Source organism: Kosakonia arachidis (assembly GCF_900116535.1).
Lineage (GTDB): Bacteria > Pseudomonadota > Gammaproteobacteria > Enterobacterales > Enterobacteriaceae > Kosakonia > Kosakonia arachidis.
In genome coordinates this window covers 581504-596937 of sequence record NZ_FPAU01000001.1, presented here as the reverse complement: position 1 = coordinate 596937, position 15434 = coordinate 581504, and the positions used below count along the sequence as shown (strand labels likewise).

The 15434-nt window shown below is 55.2% G+C and carries 17 protein-coding genes; 8 read left to right on the top strand and 9 right to left on the bottom strand.

What is annotated here, in order from left to right; all coding sequences use genetic code 11:
* Nucleotides 1–639: 639 nt before the first annotated feature.
* On the top strand, nt 640–1362 hold the full coding sequence (locus BM427_RS02935) for an ABC transporter ATP-binding protein (RefSeq protein ID WP_090119056.1): 723 nt from the start codon (nt 640–642) through the stop codon (nt 1360–1362).
* Here the strand turns inward: BM427_RS02935 and bioD are convergent.
* From bioD to bioB, 4 genes are read right to left on the bottom strand one after another with little or no spacing between them, the layout of a single operon-like run.
* On the bottom strand, nt 1304–2026 hold the full coding sequence (bioD, locus tag BM427_RS02930) for a dethiobiotin synthase (RefSeq protein ID WP_090119054.1): 723 nt from the start codon (nt 2024–2026) through the stop codon (nt 1304–1306). The two genes, BM427_RS02935 and bioD, sit on opposite strands and share 59 nt — an antisense overlap.
* Complete coding sequence (gene bioC, locus BM427_RS02925) at nt 2019–2768, bottom strand: malonyl-ACP O-methyltransferase BioC (RefSeq protein ID WP_090119052.1); 750 nt, start codon at nt 2766–2768, stop codon at nt 2019–2021. Before bioC ends, bioD begins: the two co-directional genes overlap by 8 nt.
* Nucleotides 2755–3909, bottom strand: a complete 1155-nt coding sequence (gene bioF / locus BM427_RS02920) for an 8-amino-7-oxononanoate synthase (RefSeq protein WP_090119050.1) — start codon at nt 3907–3909, stop codon at nt 2755–2757. Before bioF ends, bioC begins: the two co-directional genes overlap by 14 nt.
* Complete coding sequence (bioB, locus tag BM427_RS02915) at nt 3906–4946, bottom strand: biotin synthase BioB (RefSeq protein ID WP_090119048.1); 1041 nt, start codon at nt 4944–4946, stop codon at nt 3906–3908. Before bioB ends, bioF begins: the two co-directional genes overlap by 4 nt.
* A gap of 86 nt (nt 4947–5032) precedes the next feature.
* On the opposite strand from bioB, the gene bioA reads away from it, so the two are divergent.
* From bioA to BM427_RS02890, 5 genes are all read left to right on the top strand, one after another.
* A complete protein-coding gene (bioA, locus tag BM427_RS02910) occupies nt 5033–6319 on the top strand; it encodes an adenosylmethionine--8-amino-7-oxononanoate transaminase (protein ID WP_167518522.1) in 1287 nt (428 codons plus the stop codon).
* A gap of 36 nt (nt 6320–6355) precedes the next feature.
* The gene (locus tag BM427_RS02905; RefSeq protein ID WP_090119044.1) at nt 6356–6832 is read left to right on the top strand and encodes a kinase inhibitor; all 477 of its coding nucleotides are present in this window, start codon (nt 6356–6358) and stop codon (nt 6830–6832) included.
* 3 nt (nt 6833–6835) lie between these two features.
* Complete coding sequence (locus BM427_RS02900; RefSeq protein WP_090119042.1) at nt 6836–7687, top strand: AraC family transcriptional regulator; 852 nt, start codon at nt 6836–6838, stop codon at nt 7685–7687.
* A 51-nt stretch (nt 7688–7738) separates the two neighbouring features.
* Nucleotides 7739–8146, top strand: coding sequence for a DUF2000 family protein (locus BM427_RS02895; protein WP_090119040.1), 408 nt, complete (start codon nt 7739–7741; stop codon nt 8144–8146).
* A 177-nt stretch (nt 8147–8323) separates the two neighbouring features.
* Entirely contained in the window at nt 8324–9601 is a 1278-nt protein-coding gene (locus BM427_RS02890; RefSeq protein WP_090119038.1) for a putative acyl-CoA thioester hydrolase, read from the top strand.
* A 58-nt stretch (nt 9602–9659) separates the two neighbouring features.
* Here the strand turns inward: BM427_RS02890 and pgl are convergent, their stop codons facing one another.
* Complete coding sequence (gene pgl, locus BM427_RS02885) at nt 9660–10655, bottom strand: 6-phosphogluconolactonase (protein ID WP_090119036.1); 996 nt, start codon at nt 10653–10655, stop codon at nt 9660–9662.
* A 156-nt stretch (nt 10656–10811) separates the two neighbouring features.
* Here pgl and BM427_RS02880 point away from each other — a divergent pair, with 156 nt between their 5' ends.
* Complete coding sequence (locus tag BM427_RS02880) at nt 10812–11630, top strand: pyridoxal phosphatase (protein WP_090119034.1); 819 nt, start codon at nt 10812–10814, stop codon at nt 11628–11630.
* Here BM427_RS02880 and modC read toward each other — a convergent pair whose 3' ends face one another.
* From modC to BM427_RS02860, 4 genes are all read right to left on the bottom strand, one after another.
* The gene (gene modC, locus BM427_RS02875; RefSeq protein ID WP_090119032.1) at nt 11631–12689 is read right to left on the bottom strand and encodes a molybdenum ABC transporter ATP-binding protein ModC; all 1059 of its coding nucleotides are present in this window, start codon (nt 12687–12689) and stop codon (nt 11631–11633) included. It abuts the gene before it with no gap.
* Nucleotides 12690–12692: 3 nt separating this feature from the next.
* Nucleotides 12693–13382 (bottom strand): molybdate ABC transporter permease subunit, encoded by a 690-nt coding sequence (gene modB, locus BM427_RS02870; RefSeq protein ID WP_090119030.1) that lies wholly within the window; start codon nt 13380–13382, stop codon nt 12693–12695.
* Nucleotides 13382–14155, bottom strand: a complete 774-nt coding sequence (gene modA / locus BM427_RS02865) for a molybdate ABC transporter substrate-binding protein (RefSeq protein ID WP_090119028.1) — start codon at nt 14153–14155, stop codon at nt 13382–13384. Before modA ends, modB begins: the two co-directional genes overlap by 1 nt.
* A 172-nt stretch (nt 14156–14327) precedes the next feature.
* Complete coding sequence (locus BM427_RS02860; RefSeq protein ID WP_035885954.1) at nt 14328–14477, bottom strand: AcrZ family multidrug efflux pump-associated protein; 150 nt, start codon at nt 14475–14477, stop codon at nt 14328–14330.
* A gap of 164 nt (nt 14478–14641) precedes the next feature.
* Here BM427_RS02860 and modE point away from each other — a divergent pair, with 164 nt between their 5' ends.
* Nucleotides 14642–15430, top strand: coding sequence for a molybdenum-dependent transcriptional regulator (gene modE / locus BM427_RS02855; protein ID WP_090119026.1), 789 nt, complete (start codon nt 14642–14644; stop codon nt 15428–15430).
* Nucleotides 15431–15434 lie beyond the last annotated feature (4 nt).

Sequence of the window (15434 nt, the reverse complement as noted above, 5' to 3'; positions counted from 1 at the left end):
CGTCTACCTGCGATAAGAAAATACGTTTCCGCGTGAAATTTCCCCCCTGACCAGATAAAACACTAACCCTGGAGGGTTATCCCCAGGAGTCTTTGCTTTTTAACAATTGTCAAGTTGCACCTTGAAAGTTTTGTGGCAACCGGTGACACTTTTCTTACAACCATTGATTTTATATAACCATCTGATAAATAATAATTAATTCAAAAAGCCGCGTTTCGCGCCAATTCAGACGCAAGCCGCGTCCGCTCTCGCTTGCCGCGCGTTTTCTAACTCTAATACACAAGGTTATCCACAGGAATAGTGGATAACTGCCTCCAGCCCGTATACCTCGCCAGCCGACAAATTCCCAACAAGACCCAACCGCTCTTCGTTAAAAAATTTTTATCACTTCTTTTTGCTTATTATCAGCTAAAAACAGACGTCGTTCTCATGAGAGACCTATCACAAATTGTCGCTTTGCTGCACCACAATCCAACACTGGTAGCACTGGCAAAGTGCAGGATATTTACCTGCGTTCTCTCTTTCCTGCATGTTAAACGACACAGATATCAGCCTCATCCGAAAAAAAAGCCTTTTTTCGCTTCTGGCAAGCCTTTTGCAATACGGAATAGTCACCAGAGCCGTAAGGAGGAGCGGACAATGTTGAGCTTACGCGCAATAAACCAGTACTACGGTAATCAGCATACGTTATGGAATGTTGATCTTGATTTAACCCCAGGCGTATGTAATTCGATCATCGGCATGCCAGGAATGGGGAAAACGACACTCATAAATTGCATTTCCGGTTATTTACCCATTGAGAGCGGCAGCATGATTTGGCAGGAAGCCGGCGCACCGCCGTGCGATCTGCTGAATGTTCAGGCGGAACACCGCAGCGCGATGGGAATTGGCTATGTGCCACAGGACCGGCGCATATTTTCACAATTGACCGTGGAGGAGAATCTGCATATTGCCATGCGTGCTGTCGGCGAGCCGGGAAGCGTCATGGGACGCGATATTTACGACCTGTTCCCGGAGCTGTATACGATGCGCCCGGTACGTGGAGCCGAACTGTCAGAGGATAACCAACAGCAACTGGCGATGGCACGGGCGTTAGTCACACGCCCGCGATTGCTCCTGCTTGATGAGCCGACGCGCGGGCTGGGCCAGGCGTTTATCCATAAACTGGGCAACCTGATCGTGCGCTTGAATCAGGAATTCGGCATGACCATTTTACTGGCCGAGCAGCATCTTTCATTCATTCGCCGGGTAGCCGACCGTTTTTGTCTATTGCACCGGGGGCGCAACGTCGCTCAGGGAGATGTCAGACAGCTGGATGATCAAATGCTGTCACACTGGATGACACGGGAGTCAATACGCTGAGATCAAGAAAATGACCTGTTTTTTCTTTTTCGGGCGCGTGGGCAAACCAGGGGATTTCACCAATCAGTGGAGCCTGCATCACGCGCCGCAGCGTCGCCATATACTCCCGGTGACGCGCGCCCGGCTCCACCACATCGTTAGCAATCCAGCCCGCCAGTCTTAATCCTGCCTGGTGTACCGCCTGCGCGGTCAGTATTGCGTGGTTGATACAGCCCAGTTTCACGCCTACAACCAGAATCACCGGTAACTGCTCCTGGATAACCCAGTCCGCATAGGTGAACGTTTCGGAAAGCGGCGTAAACCAACCCCCCGCCCCTTCCACCAGCAGCCACTCAGCTTGCATTTCCAGCGTGCGTAAACCGCCAGACATCACGGCGAGGTCAATCGGTTCGCCGAGATCAGCGCTAACAATATGCGGCGAGGTCGGTTCCGCAAAGGTATAAGGATTCACGGTTTTATAATCCAGCGGCAGACTGCTGTGCTGCTGCAACGCCAACGCGTCACTATTACGCAGCCCCTGCGCCGTCATTTCACTGCCGGATGCAACCGGTTTATAACCTGCACTGCGCAAACCGCGCAGATTTGCCGCCTGTAGCAGTGCGCAACTGGCGACAGTTTTCCCCACTTCGGTATCTGTGCCAGTAACAAAATAACGTTCATTCACGCGAGATAACTCCCCAAAAAAGATGATACGTCAGAGGACATTTCCCCTGCTGCTGCGGCCAGCCGAGTTGCAGACGTTGCAATTTGCCCCGTGTCAGTCCCTGCTGCCTGCCATCGTGTAAATGTGTCGCGCCAATGCCTTTCAGCGATCGCAGCGCGCAGGCGGCGTCATCAAAGTGCAAGGTGATGCTCTCGACGCCACTGCGTAACGACCGGCCCGCTAAAGCCTGTTTGATTGTCAAAAGGGATAAAAAGCGATTGGCATGCGGCTGGTCATCCACCGCTCGCCAGGCCTGATTCAATTCCGGCAACGACGCTTCCACGAGGGTAGTAAATGCCAGCAGACCGCCAGGTTGCGTCACGCGACAGAGTTCGTTGATGGCCAGGCGTAAATCATCACACCACTGCACGGCGAGATTGCTCCACACCAGCGAGAACTGTGCATCCGCCAGCGGCAGCGCTTCGATATCGCCCAGTAGATAGCGATCGGCGCTCTGCTGCCGGCGCGCCTCATCCAGCATGGTGGCTGAGAGATCCAGCGACGTCACGTTACTGCCCAGCCTGCGCCAGTAACGGCTCATGGAACCGGGGCCACAACCGGCATCAAGAACGTTCGCCGGGGTAATTTCGCCCAGTTGCCTCAGCAGCAGATCGGCGCTCATCCGCTGCAATGCGTCGTGGTGGGCGTAACTTTGCGCCGCACGACCAAATGCGGCGGCAACGGCGCGTTTATTCACCGCCATATAACGCCTCCAGCAGACGATCAATATCTTCCGTCTGGTGAGCCGCCGTCAGCGTCAGGCGCAGGCGTGCGGTGCCCGGTGGGACGGTCGGCGGACGAATCGCTGTTACCCAGCAACCTTGCTGCCGCAGACGCTCCGCCAGTCGCAGGGCGCGCGCGTTATCACCGACAATCAGCGGCTGAATGGCACTCTCTGAATCTACCAGCCTCATCGGCAGTTGCGCCGCGCCGTGGCGAAAACGCGCGATCAGCGCCGCCAGTGTTGCCCGGCGCTGCTCACCTTCATCACTGCGGATCACCCGTAATGCCGCACTGAGCGCCATTGCCTGCGCGGGGGGCATTGCGGTGCTGTAAATCAAATGGCGAGCAAATTGCAACAGATAGTCGGCAACCGTTTCGCTGCACAGCACCGCCGCGCCACTGACGCCGAAGCCTTTACCAAAGGTAACAATCAGTATCTCGGGGTTGATGCCATGCAGATGACAACTGCCACGCCCCTGCTCGCCCACCACACCCGTGCCGTGGGCGTCGTCAACCATCAGCCATGCCTGTGCTTCGCGTGTCGCCTGGGCGATGTCCACCAGCGGCGCACTGTCGCCATCCATGCTGAAAACGCCTTCAGTGACCACCAGTTGCTGGCCGTCAAGGGGTTTTGTCAGTAGCGTTCGCATCTGCGCTACATCATTGTGCGCAAAACGCCGTAACTGCGCCGGACTGTGGCTGGCAGCTTCCAGCAACGAAGCGTGGCTCAGCTTGTCGGCGACAATCCTATCCTCTTTGCTGGCCAGCGCGGCGATCACCGCCTGATTGGCGGAAAAACCAGAGATAAACAGCAGCGCACGCGAGTATCCCAGCCATTCGGCCAGTTCGCTTTCCAGTGCCTGATGCGCCACGGTGTAGCCACTGACATGCCCGGAACCTCCGCTGCCCACACCGTAGCATTCCGCGCCCTGTTGCCAGGCGCTCACCACTGCCGGATGCTGGCTTAAACCGAGGTAATCATTGCTGGAGAAGTTGTAAAAACGCCGCTCCCCAACTGTCAGCCAGCGCCCTGCGCCCTGCGCCACCGTCTGTCGCGATCGCAGGGCATCTGCCGCATGGCGTTCACGAAGCCGCAAATCAATGCGTTGTTGCCAGCTCATAGCGCTGCCGCGTTGTAGAATTGCTCCGTATCGGCGTGCAACAATTGTTCCTCAATCTGCTGTTGCTGTTCGTTATCGCCATTCAGCACTTCCGTCTGCCTGGGATTCAGCCCAAGCTTGCGGAACAGTTGCCGATCTTTATCCTCTTCCGGGTTTGGTGTGGTCAGCAGTTTGCAACCGTAGAAAATGGAGTTCGCTCCGGCCATAAAACACATCGCCTGAGTCTGTTCGTTCATCTGTTCGCGACCGGCAGAAAGACGCACATGGGAAGTGGGCATCATGATACGGGCAATGGCGATGGTACGGATGAAATCAAAGGCATCGACATCATCGTTATCGGCCAGCGGCGTACCTTTGACCTTCACCAACATGTTAATCGGCACGCTCTCCGGCGGTGTGGGCAGGTTCGCCAGTTGCAACAGCAGACCAGCGCGATCTTTCACCGTCTCCCCCAGCCCGACGATGCCGCCTGAGCAGACTTTGATCCCGGCTTCGCGCACTTTATCCAGCGTGTCGAGACGCTCCTGATAGGTGCGAGTAGTGATGATATTGCCGTAAAACTCCGGCGAGGTGTCGAGGTTGTGGTTGTAATAATCCAGACCGGCATTGGCAAGGCGCTGCGCCTGGTTTTCATTCAACGTGCCAAGCGTCATACAGGCTTCCATCCCCATCGCTTTGACCCCTTCAACCATTTTTTCAAGGTACGGCATGTCACGATTGTGCGGGTTTTTCCAGGCTGCGCCCATACAAAAACGCGTTGATCCCGCGAGCTTCGCCTGGCGTGCGGATTCCAGCACCTGCTCCACTTCCATCAGCCGCTCGGATTCCAGCCCGGTTTTGTAGCGCGCGCTCTGCGGGCAATATTTGCAATCCTCCGGGCAGGCACCGGTCTTGATAGACAGCAGCGTACTGACCTGAACCTGGCGCGGATCAAAGTGCTGACGGTGAACCTGCTGTGCCTCGAACAGCAGTTCAAGAAGGGGTTTTTCAAACAGAGCGGTAACTTGCGTCATTGTCCAGCGTGCGTGGTGAGCCATTGGGCGTCTCCAAAGGGTGTTGTTAATTTTTGATTCGGTGTAAACTTGTAAACCTAAAACTTTTTAATTTGGTTTACAAGTCGATTATGACTGCAGACGATTTCGCTTTTGACCATCGCCATATCTGGCACCCGTATACGTCAATGACCTCTCCCCTGCCGGTTTATCCGGTGCAATCTGCCCAGGGCTGCGAGCTTTACCTCAGCAACGGAGAGCAGTTGGTAGATGGTATGTCTTCCTGGTGGGCGGCCATTCATGGCTATGGTCATCCGGTGCTGAACGCGGCGATGAAAGCCCAGATTGATGCGGTTTCTCATGTGATGTTCGGCGGCATAACGCATCAACCAGCGATCGATCTCTGTCGCAAGCTGATCTCGATGACACCTGAGGCACTGGAGTGTGTGTTCCTGGCCGATTCTGGCTCGGTGGCGGTGGAAGTGGCGATGAAGATGGCGTTGCAGTACTGGCATGCAAAAGGCGAGGCGCGAGAACGTTTTCTTACCTTCCGCAACGGCTACCACGGCGATACCTTTGGTGCAATGTCGGTCTGCGATCCGGACAACTCCATGCACAGCTTGTGGAAGGGTTATCTGCCGGAGAACCTGTTCGCGCCTGCGCCGCAAAGCCGCTTCGATGGTGAATGGGACGAGCTTGATATGGTGGCGTTTGCCCGACTGATGGCAGCGCATCGCCATGAGATCGCGGCAGTGATCCTCGAACCCATCGTACAGGGGGCTGGCGGTATGCGCATGTATCACCCGGAGTGGCTGAAACGTATACGCAAAATGTGCGATCGCGAAGGCATCTTGCTGATTGCTGACGAAATTGCCACTGGCTTTGGCCGTACCGGTAAACTGTTTGCCTGCGAACATGCGGATGTCACACCGGACATTCTGTGCCTCGGCAAAGCGCTGACCGGCGGCACGATGACACTCTCCGCCACACTGACCACGCGCCAGATCGCCGAAACCATCAGTAACGGCGAAGCGGGCTGTTTTATGCATGGCCCGACATTTATGGCCAACCCATTGGCCTGCGCGGCAGCCGCTGCCAGCCTGACGCTTCTCGAAACCGGCGCATGGCGCAAGCAGGTTGCGGCCATTGAATCCCAGCTCAAAGAGGAACTGGCCCCTGCGGCGCAAGCTGTCACAGTCGCGGACGTTCGTGTGCTCGGCGCGATTGGCGTGGTGGAAACCCGCTCGCCGGTCAATATGGCGGCGCTACAGCGTTTCTTCGTTGAACAAGGCGTATGGATCCGGCCATTTGGCAAGCTCATCTACCTGATGCCGCCGTACATCATTACGCCAGAGCAGTTGTCACGACTAACTCGCGCGGTGAATCGTGCCGTTGCACGAAGCGATCTGTTCGCATAGGCTACACTTCGGCCTGAACGAACAAAGGAGCCCGTAATGAAGCTTATCAGTCATGATTTACGTGACGGCGAAAAACTGCCGCATCGCCATGTGTTTAACGGTATGGGTTACGATGGCGACAATCTTTCCCCGCATCTGGCATGGGACGATGTCCCTGCCGGAACCAAAAGTTTTGTCGTCACCTGCTATGACCCGGATGCGCCGACCGGCTCTGGTTGGTGGCACTGGATTATCGCCAACCTGCCTGCCGATACGCGCATTCTGCCGCAGGGCGCTGGTTCTGGCGTTGCTGAACTGCCGGAAGGGGCGATTCAGACGCGCACCGATTTCGGCAAAGCCGGTTACGGTGGTGCTGCGCCGCCGAAAGGCGAAACCCATCGCTACATCTTTACCGTTTACGCACTCGATGTGGATCATCTGGAGGTGGATGAAAATGCCAGCGGTGCGATGGTCGGTTTTAACGTCCATTTTCATAAACTGGCCAGCGCCAGCATTACTGCGATGTTCAGCTAATTAGTGTGCGCGCAACGTAGTATTTCCGGCGACTGGGTGGATTTTCGTCGCGAGCAGGAAACGGGTATTGAGAGCGTCAGCGCCCACTTCACCGGGCATGCCTACGATCCGCACGATCATGACGAAGTGCTGGTGGGTGTGACCCAGCAAGGCGTGCAGCGTTTTAACTGCCACCGCGAGTTGCACACCAGCCGCCCAGGCCGCGCGATTTTGATTGAGCCGGGCGCGGTGCATGACGGGCATGCGCCGGACGAAAATGGCTTCACCTATGTGATGCTTTACTTACCGCAACGGTGGGTAACCACCATGCTGCAACAGCACGGGCACAGAGACGTATCGCAAATCGAAGCGGCCTTTCGTAACACGCTGACCGATGACAACATGCTGATCCACGCCATTCAGCAGGCATTTTTTGCGATTCATCATCATGAAGGCCGTCTCGCCCGCGATCAGAGTCTGGATCACCTCATGAAGCTACTCACCCGTCATATTGATGGCAAAACCGCCCTGCCGCCGGACGAAACCGTGCTGCGTATGCAGCGAGTAAAAGAGATGCTGCATGACCACATGGCGGACGATATTGGGCTGGACGCGCTTTCGGCACACTGCGGTATTGACCGTTTTCGCCTGAGCAGACAATTTCAGAAAGCGTTTGGCCAGACACCGCATGCGTATTTGGTACGCCTGCGATTGCGTACCGCCAGAGCATTGCTGGCGCACGGGCTGGAGCCCGTGCAGGTAGCGGCACAGGTGGGTTTTGCCGATCAAAGTCACCTTGGCCGATGGTTCCAGCGCGCGTATCGTCTCTCTCCCGCCGCCTTTCAGCGCCAGTGCACAAACGTTCTATCCCGCTGAACGCGCTTCTTCGAAGATGGGCTTTTTACGCTAGACGGAGAAGAAAAACGCATGTTTGATACCAAAGTTGCTCTTGTGGTACGTGACGATCTGGAAAGCTGGCAACGGTTGAATGTGGTGGCGTTTCTCGCCACTGGTGTGGTTTCTGCCGCGCCGGAAGTGCTAGGAGAACCCTACGTGGATGCCGCCGGGCGTCGCTATGAGCGCATTGCCGGGCAGCCGATGTTGATTTTCGCCGGTACGCTGGCTGATTTGCAGCGTACCCACCGCAAAGGGCTGGAGCGGGAAGTGACGGTTGTGCCATATGTGGAAGCGATGTTCTCTACTGGCAATGATGACGCTAACCGCGCCGTATTTCAGTTAGAAGATCCGGAAGCGATGAACCTGGTCGGCATTGCCCTGCGCGGGCCGAAAAAAGCCATTGATAAAGTGATCAAAGGTCTCGCCCTGCATCCTTAATGCCCCTTCCCGCCGATGCCTTTGCGCGGCGGGAATTTCCCCATCCGCCAAATAGCGGCCACTTTCGCTCACTTACCGCCGACTTTTTTCGATTTTGGCTTCCCGTTTCGCTCAACTTAGTATAAAAATGCAGGCTTTGACGTAACCCTTTCAATTTTGCATAGTCTGGAGCACGCTTTGAACACATCATCGGTTTCCCGTCTGGCGCTGGCGCTCGCTTTTGGCGTGACACTGACCGCCTGTAGCTCAACCCCGCCGGCTGAACGTCCCTCTGAACAGAAAGCACCGGGCACGACGTCACGTCCTGTCCTCAGCGCGAGCGAAGCGAAAAACTTCGTGGCGGATCGCTACTTTACCTCAATGACGCCGGACGGCGCAGTATGGAAACCGTCTTCGATCCGTCTGCCGCAAAAAGCAGACTTCGTGGTTGGCCCGGCAGGTACTCCAGGCGTAACGTACACCACCATTCAGGCTGCGGTAGACGCAGCGATCAACAAGCATGCCAGCGATCGTCAATATATCGCCGTGATGCCGGGCGAGTATCAAGGCACGGTGTATGTGCCTGCTGCCCCTGGCAGCCTGACCATTTACGGTACCGGCGAGAAAGCGCTGGACGTAAAAATCGGTCTGGCGATTGACTCTGAAACCGATCCAAATACCTGGCGTCGTCTGGTCAATCCATCAGGCAAATATATGCCGGGTAAACCAGCGTGGTACATGTTCGATAACTGCCAGAGCAAACGCACCGCAACGGTCGGTGTGATGTGTTCTGCGGTTTTCTGGTCACAAAACAATGGCCTGCAATTGCAGAACCTGACTATTGAGAACACGCTGGGTGACAGTGTTGATGCGGGAAATCACCAGGCGGTGGCTCTGCGCAGCGACGGCGATAAAGTGCAAATCAACAATGTCAACATTCTGGGTCGCCAGAATACTTTCTTTGTCACTAACAGCAGCGTAGACAATACCCTGCGTAACGATCGCCAGCCCCGTACGCTGGTGACCAATAGCTACCTCGAAGGGGATGTGGATATCGTCTCTGGTCGCGGCGCGGTAGTGTTTGATAACACCGATTTCCGCGTAGTGAACTCCCGCACGCAAAAAGAAGGCTACGTCTTCGCCCCGGCGACGCTCTCTAACCTGTACTACGGCTTTCTCGCCGTCAACAGCCGCTTTACCGGCAACGGCGTGGCGCAGCTCGGCCGTTCCCTGGACGTTGATAGCAACACCAACGGTCAGGTCGTTATCCGCGACAGCGTGATTAATGAAGGCTTTAACGTCGCTAAACCATGGGCAGATGCCGCTGTTTCTGGCCGTGCGTATGCAGGCAATATTGGCACGGTGGATGATAAAGGCAATGTACTGCGTGAGCTGAACAACCCGCAGTTCAACCGTATGTGGGAGTTTAACAACCGCGGCGTAGGCAGCAAGGTTGTCGCTGAGCCGAAGAAGTAATTCAGTGGTACTAAAAAACCTCGCCGCGGCGAGGTTTTTTTATGGCTGATGTTCAGTATCAGAAGGCGTTAACCACCACCCACATTGGCCCCTGACCTACCGCATAACGCGCTTTCTCAGTCAGCAGCCCCTGCTCGCCGGAGATCTCATATAGCGTGATATGGTGCGATTTCTGCCCGGCCGCGATCAGATACTTCCCGCTCTTATCGATGTTGAAACCGCGCGGCTGTGTTTCCGTCGGCTGGAAACCTTCCAGCGACAGCACGCTGCCATCTTCCGAGACACTGAAAATCGTCAGCAGGCTGGCAGTACGATCACAGGTATAGAGATGACGGCCATCCGGTGTGATGTGAATATCTGCCGCCCAGCGGGTATCGGCAAAATCTGGCGGCATGATATCCAGCGTCTGTACGCACTCGATTTTGCCGTGCGCATCACTCAACTGCCAGACATCAACGGAACTGTTCAGCTCATTCACGCAATAGCCGAAACGCGCGTTCGGATGGAACGCCATATGACGCGGGCCTGCGCCTTCCACGGTGGTCACTTCCGCCGGGTTTTGCGCCGTCAGATTGCCGTTATCCGCCAGCGTGAACAGGCAGATACGATCCTGCTTCAGCGCCGGAACCCACAGCGTACGGTTGTCCGGAGAGATGTTCGCCGAGTGGCACCCTTCCAGCCCTTCCACGACATCGACGTTCTGTGTCGGAATACCGTCTTCCAGGTGTGTCACGCTGACGCTACCCGCATTGTAAGAGGCACTGAACAGGAAACGGCCACTATGATCGGTGGAAATGTGCGTCGGGCTGCCCGGCAACGGCGCTTCTGCCGCAAACGTCAGCGCACCGTCGTCAGGGGCGATACGGTAAGCGATAACGCGAAATTCTGGGCGAACGCCCACGTAGAGGTAACGTTTGTCCGGGCTGACCACCATTGGCTGAACCTGACCCGGCACATCAACGACCTGAACCAGTGTCAGGGTGCCCTCAGAATTCAAACGCCAGACGTGGATCTGCTGACTTTCCGGACTTGCGGTATAGACGGTTTGTTTCATGAACACTCCTTTCCTCTAATTCTTATTTGCGTTAAGTAACCAGGATAGCCTTTTTTCTGGCTTGATGCTGATTTTCTACGCCAGATTTTGCGCATCCGGCGACGCGGTGTACCATGCCCGGACGCAGAAATTTCAACATCGACCACGGAATATGTTATGACTTCGCGAGTTATTGCTCTGGATTTAGACGGTACCCTACTGACACCGAAAAAAACGCTTCTGCCCTCATCCCTCGAAGCGTTGGCCCGCGCAAAAGCGGCAGGACATCAACTCATTATTGTCACCGGTCGGCATCATGTCGCCATCCACCCTTTTTATCAGGCACTGGCGCTGGATACACCTGCAATTTGTTGTAATGGCACTTATTTGTATGATTATCGTGCAAAAAAAGTACTCTCTGCCGATCCACTGCCGGTACCGCAAGCGCAACAACTCATTACGCAGCTTAACGAACATGACATTCATGGTCTGATGTATGTCGATAACGCCATGCTGTACGAGAAACCGACCGGTCATGTGCTACGTACCAACAACTGGGCGCAATCACTGCCGCCGGAGCAACGTCCGGTGTTTGAACAAGTCGCCTCGCTGAGCAGCGCGGCACAGGAAGTGGAAGCCATCTGGAAGTTCGCGCTCACCGATGAAGATACGCAAAAACTGAAGGATTTCGTCCACCATATTGAGCAGACGCTGGGGCTGGAATGTGAATGGTCGTGGCACGATCAGGTTGATATCGCCCGCGCCGGAAACAGTAAAGGCAAACGTCTGGCCGAATGGGTGGCATCACAAGGTTTATCGATGCAAGACGTGGTGGCATTTGGCGATAACTATAACGATATCAGCATGCTGGAAGCGGCAGGCGTCGGCGTGGCGATGGGGAATGCCGACGATGCAGTCAAAGCACACGCCGATGTGGTGATTGGCGACAATACCGTCGACAGCATTGCCAGCTTTATCTACAAAGCGCTGCTGTGATCAGGCCGTAATCGACACGCTCTTGATTTGCGCATACAGCCACTGGCCCGCTTTAACACCCAGTTCATCTCTTGCCCAGGGGCTGATGCGCGCCCACAATGTGCGGCTACCGACCTCCAGTTGGACTTCTACCTGCCCATCGACATCGAAACATTGCGTCACTTTGGCGCGCAGAATATTACGGATACTGGTATTCACCGGTGGTTGCAGCACCAGGGAAACATCCGTCGCCTGAACACGGATGCGTAGCGTGCTTCGCAGCGGGCGATCGACTCTGTTCACCCAGATATGCTGATCGCCAAGTGCCAGTGCGGTCATGGCGTAGTGCGGATGGTGTTCCAGCACCGCCACTTTAAACACGCTGCTTTGCTGCTCGGGTGGCAGCCAGGGGTTCATCACGCGACTGCCCCAGACATCTTCCAGGCTACCAAAGGCTTTCACTTCACCCGCTTCCAGCACCATCACTTTATCGGCCAGGTGCAGGATCTCATCCAGCGAGTGGCTGACATACAGCATCGGAATGTTGATCTCCTGCGCCAGCCGCTGCAAATAGGGTAACAACTCCCGTTTACGCGGAATATCCAGCGAAGCCAACGGCTCATCCAGCAACATCAGTTCCGGCGCGGTTAACAACGCGCGGCCAATGGCGACGCGCTGTTTTTCGCCGCCGGAGAGCGTACCCGGCAGTCGCTCCAGCAAAGGCTCAATGCCCAGCAGTGCCACCAGCTTGTCGAATTGTCCGGCCATTGATTTCGCCATGCCATAACGCAGGTTACCGAGCACTTTGTAGTGCGGGAACAAGCGCGCATCCTGAAAAACATAACCGACACGACGTTTTTCCGGCGGCAGGCAAATTTTGCGTGTGGTATCGAGAAGTACACGATTGTTCAGGGTAATACGCCCCTCTTGCGGGTGCGTCAGGCCCCCGATCGCATTAATCAGCGAGGTTTTCCCGGCGCCGGAAACACCAAAAATCGCCGTAATCCCGCTGGCAGGCAGCGATTCGGCGACACGCAGTTGATGTGTTCCCAGCGTTTGGGTGAAATTGAGCTCCAGCATAGGTTATCTCCCTGTCCGTTCACGGCTGATACGCGCCAGCCATTCCGATACCAGCAAGGAAATTAGCGCCAGCACAATCGAGATAATACATAGCCGCGCCGCCGCGCTTTCGCCGCCAGGCATCTGGATCAGGGTGTACATCGCCGACGGGATAGTGCGCGTTTCCCCCGGAATATTGGAGACGAAGGTGATAGTCGCGCCAAACTCACCGAGGGAGCGGGCGAAAGCCAGCACCGTACCGACAATAATTCCCGGCAACGTCAGCGGCAGCGTGATGGTGACAAAGACACGCCAGCGCCCGGCACCAAGCGTGCGTGCCGCCTGTTCAAGCTTTCTGTCCACACCTTCCAGCGCCAGACGGATTGCGCGCACCATCAATGGAAAAGACATCACCGCGGCGGCTAACACCGCGCCGCGCCAGCTAAACGCAAAGGTGATACCGAACCAGTCATATAGCCACTGACCGATAAAACCGCGTCTGCCCATCGCCACCAGCAACAGATAACCGACCACCACTGGCGGTAAAACCAGTGGCAGATGCAGTACGCTATCAAGGAGAGCCTTCCCCGGAAATGTACAACGCACCAGCAGCCAGGCGAAGAAGATCCCAAAGGGCAAACTGAATAATACCGCGAGGGATGAGACTTTTAGGCTCAGCAGTACCGCCTGCCATTCGGGATCCGTCAATATCATTAGTGCGTTGTAAATCCGTAACGTTTGAAAATTTCAGAAGCCTGCGGGCCTTTCAGGTAATCATAAAACGCCGTTACCGTTGCGTTTTTATGCCCGTCGATGATAGCCAGCGGGTATTCCACTTTTTGGTGCGAATCTTCCGGGAAGGTCCCCACCACTTTCACACCTTTACTGACAACCGCGTCAGAACCGTAAACGATGCCCAGTGGCGCTTCTCCTCGCTCTACCAGAGCCAGCGCACCACGTACATCTTCTGCCGGAGCCAGCTTCGGTGACAAGGTGTCCCATGCCCCCAGTTTTTGCAGCGCTTCTTTGGCATAAATCCCTGCCGGAACGTGGTCCGGGTCGCCAACGGCAAGGCGACCGCCTTTCAGCAAGCTGGTCCAGTTCGTTTTAGCATTAACGGTAATATCGCCCTGAGCGCTACTTTTTGGTGCTACAACCACCAGGCTGTTGCCCAGCAGGGTCTCACGCGTCGCCGTATCAATGGATTTTTTCTCGACCGCGTAATCCATCCATTTCTGATCGGCAGAGATAAACAGATCGGCTGGCGCGCCTGCTTCAATCTGACGCGCCAACGTTGATGAGGAGGCGAATGAAGAGACCACCTCAACGTTTTTCTCTTTTTTATACGCCGCCGCAATATCCTGCAGCGCATTGGTCAGAGACGCTGCTGCAAAAACGGTAATTTTGCCCTCTTCCGCCAGCGCATGCCCGGCAACAGAAAGCGATAAAGTCGCCCCAGCAAAAAGGCGTAACCATGTACCTGCCATTTGTAGCTCCTATGAGTATCGTTATATACATTGAAACATAACGATGTTATCAGAGTTTTAATGACCACAGGTAATACCCATAAAGAATGAGTAACTTCAGTGAATATATCGGCAGGATGTCACAAAATCTTGAACAGTAAAACGCCCACTAAAGTGGGCGTTTTCGAAAGGATCAGCGCTGCTGGCTGGAACGGTCGCGACGACCAACGGCGGAAAAGACGTTAAACACTTCACCCAGGCCATAAATCAACCCCAGGATGATAGCCATCACCACAGGAACCATGATCACGGCAAAAACCAGACTTTTCAACAACTCTAACATGATCGACTCCGGATATTGTGAAGGAAATATTCTAGCCTGATTCCACAGAAAAACACTCGCCTTTTGTGCGATTGCGTGAGCTACTTTGCTATCAATATCAGGGCTCAGGCTAGGCGTAATACCGCTTTTCCTTCACAATACTCTTTTTGTCAGGACATTGCGTAATGCAGGCTGAAATTCTCTTAACCCTCAAACTCCAGGAACGCCTTTTTGCCGATCCGCGCCGTATTTCTCTGCTGAAACAGATTGAACAAACGGGGTCGATTAGCCAGGGGGCGAAGAACGCAGGCATCAGTTATAAAAGCGCCTGGGATGCCATAAATGAAATGAACCAACTGAGCGAACATACGCTGGTTGATCGTGCTACAGGCGGTAAAGGCGGTGGCGGCGCGGTAGTGACCCGTTACGGACATCGTCTGATTCAGCTTTACGATCTGCTGGCGCAGATCCAGCAGAAGGCATTTGACGTGCTGAGCGACGACGACGCGCTGCCGCTGGACAGCCTGCTGGCAGCCATTTCCCGCTTCTCCCTGCAAACCAGCGCACGCAACCAATGGTTTGGCACCGTCACTGCCCGCGATCACCAGCAGGTGCAGCAGCATATTGAAGTGCTGCTGGCCGACGGTGAAACGCGCCTGAAAGTCGCTATCACCGCACAAAGTGGCGAACGACTTGGCCTTGATGCAGGAAAAGAGGTACTGGTATTGCTGAAAGCACCGTGGGTTAATATCACGCAGGATGCACAGTGCGCAGCGCTTGCCGACAACCAGCTTAAGGGGTTTATCAGCCACATTGAGCGTGGCGAACAGCAAAGCGAAGTGCTGATGACCTTGCCCGACGGACAGCAGCTCTGCGCCACGGTGCCAACGTATGAGGTGGATAATTTGCAGAAACAGCACGAAGTGACGGCATATTTTAATGCCGATCGCGTCATTCTCGCCACGTTATGCTAATCGC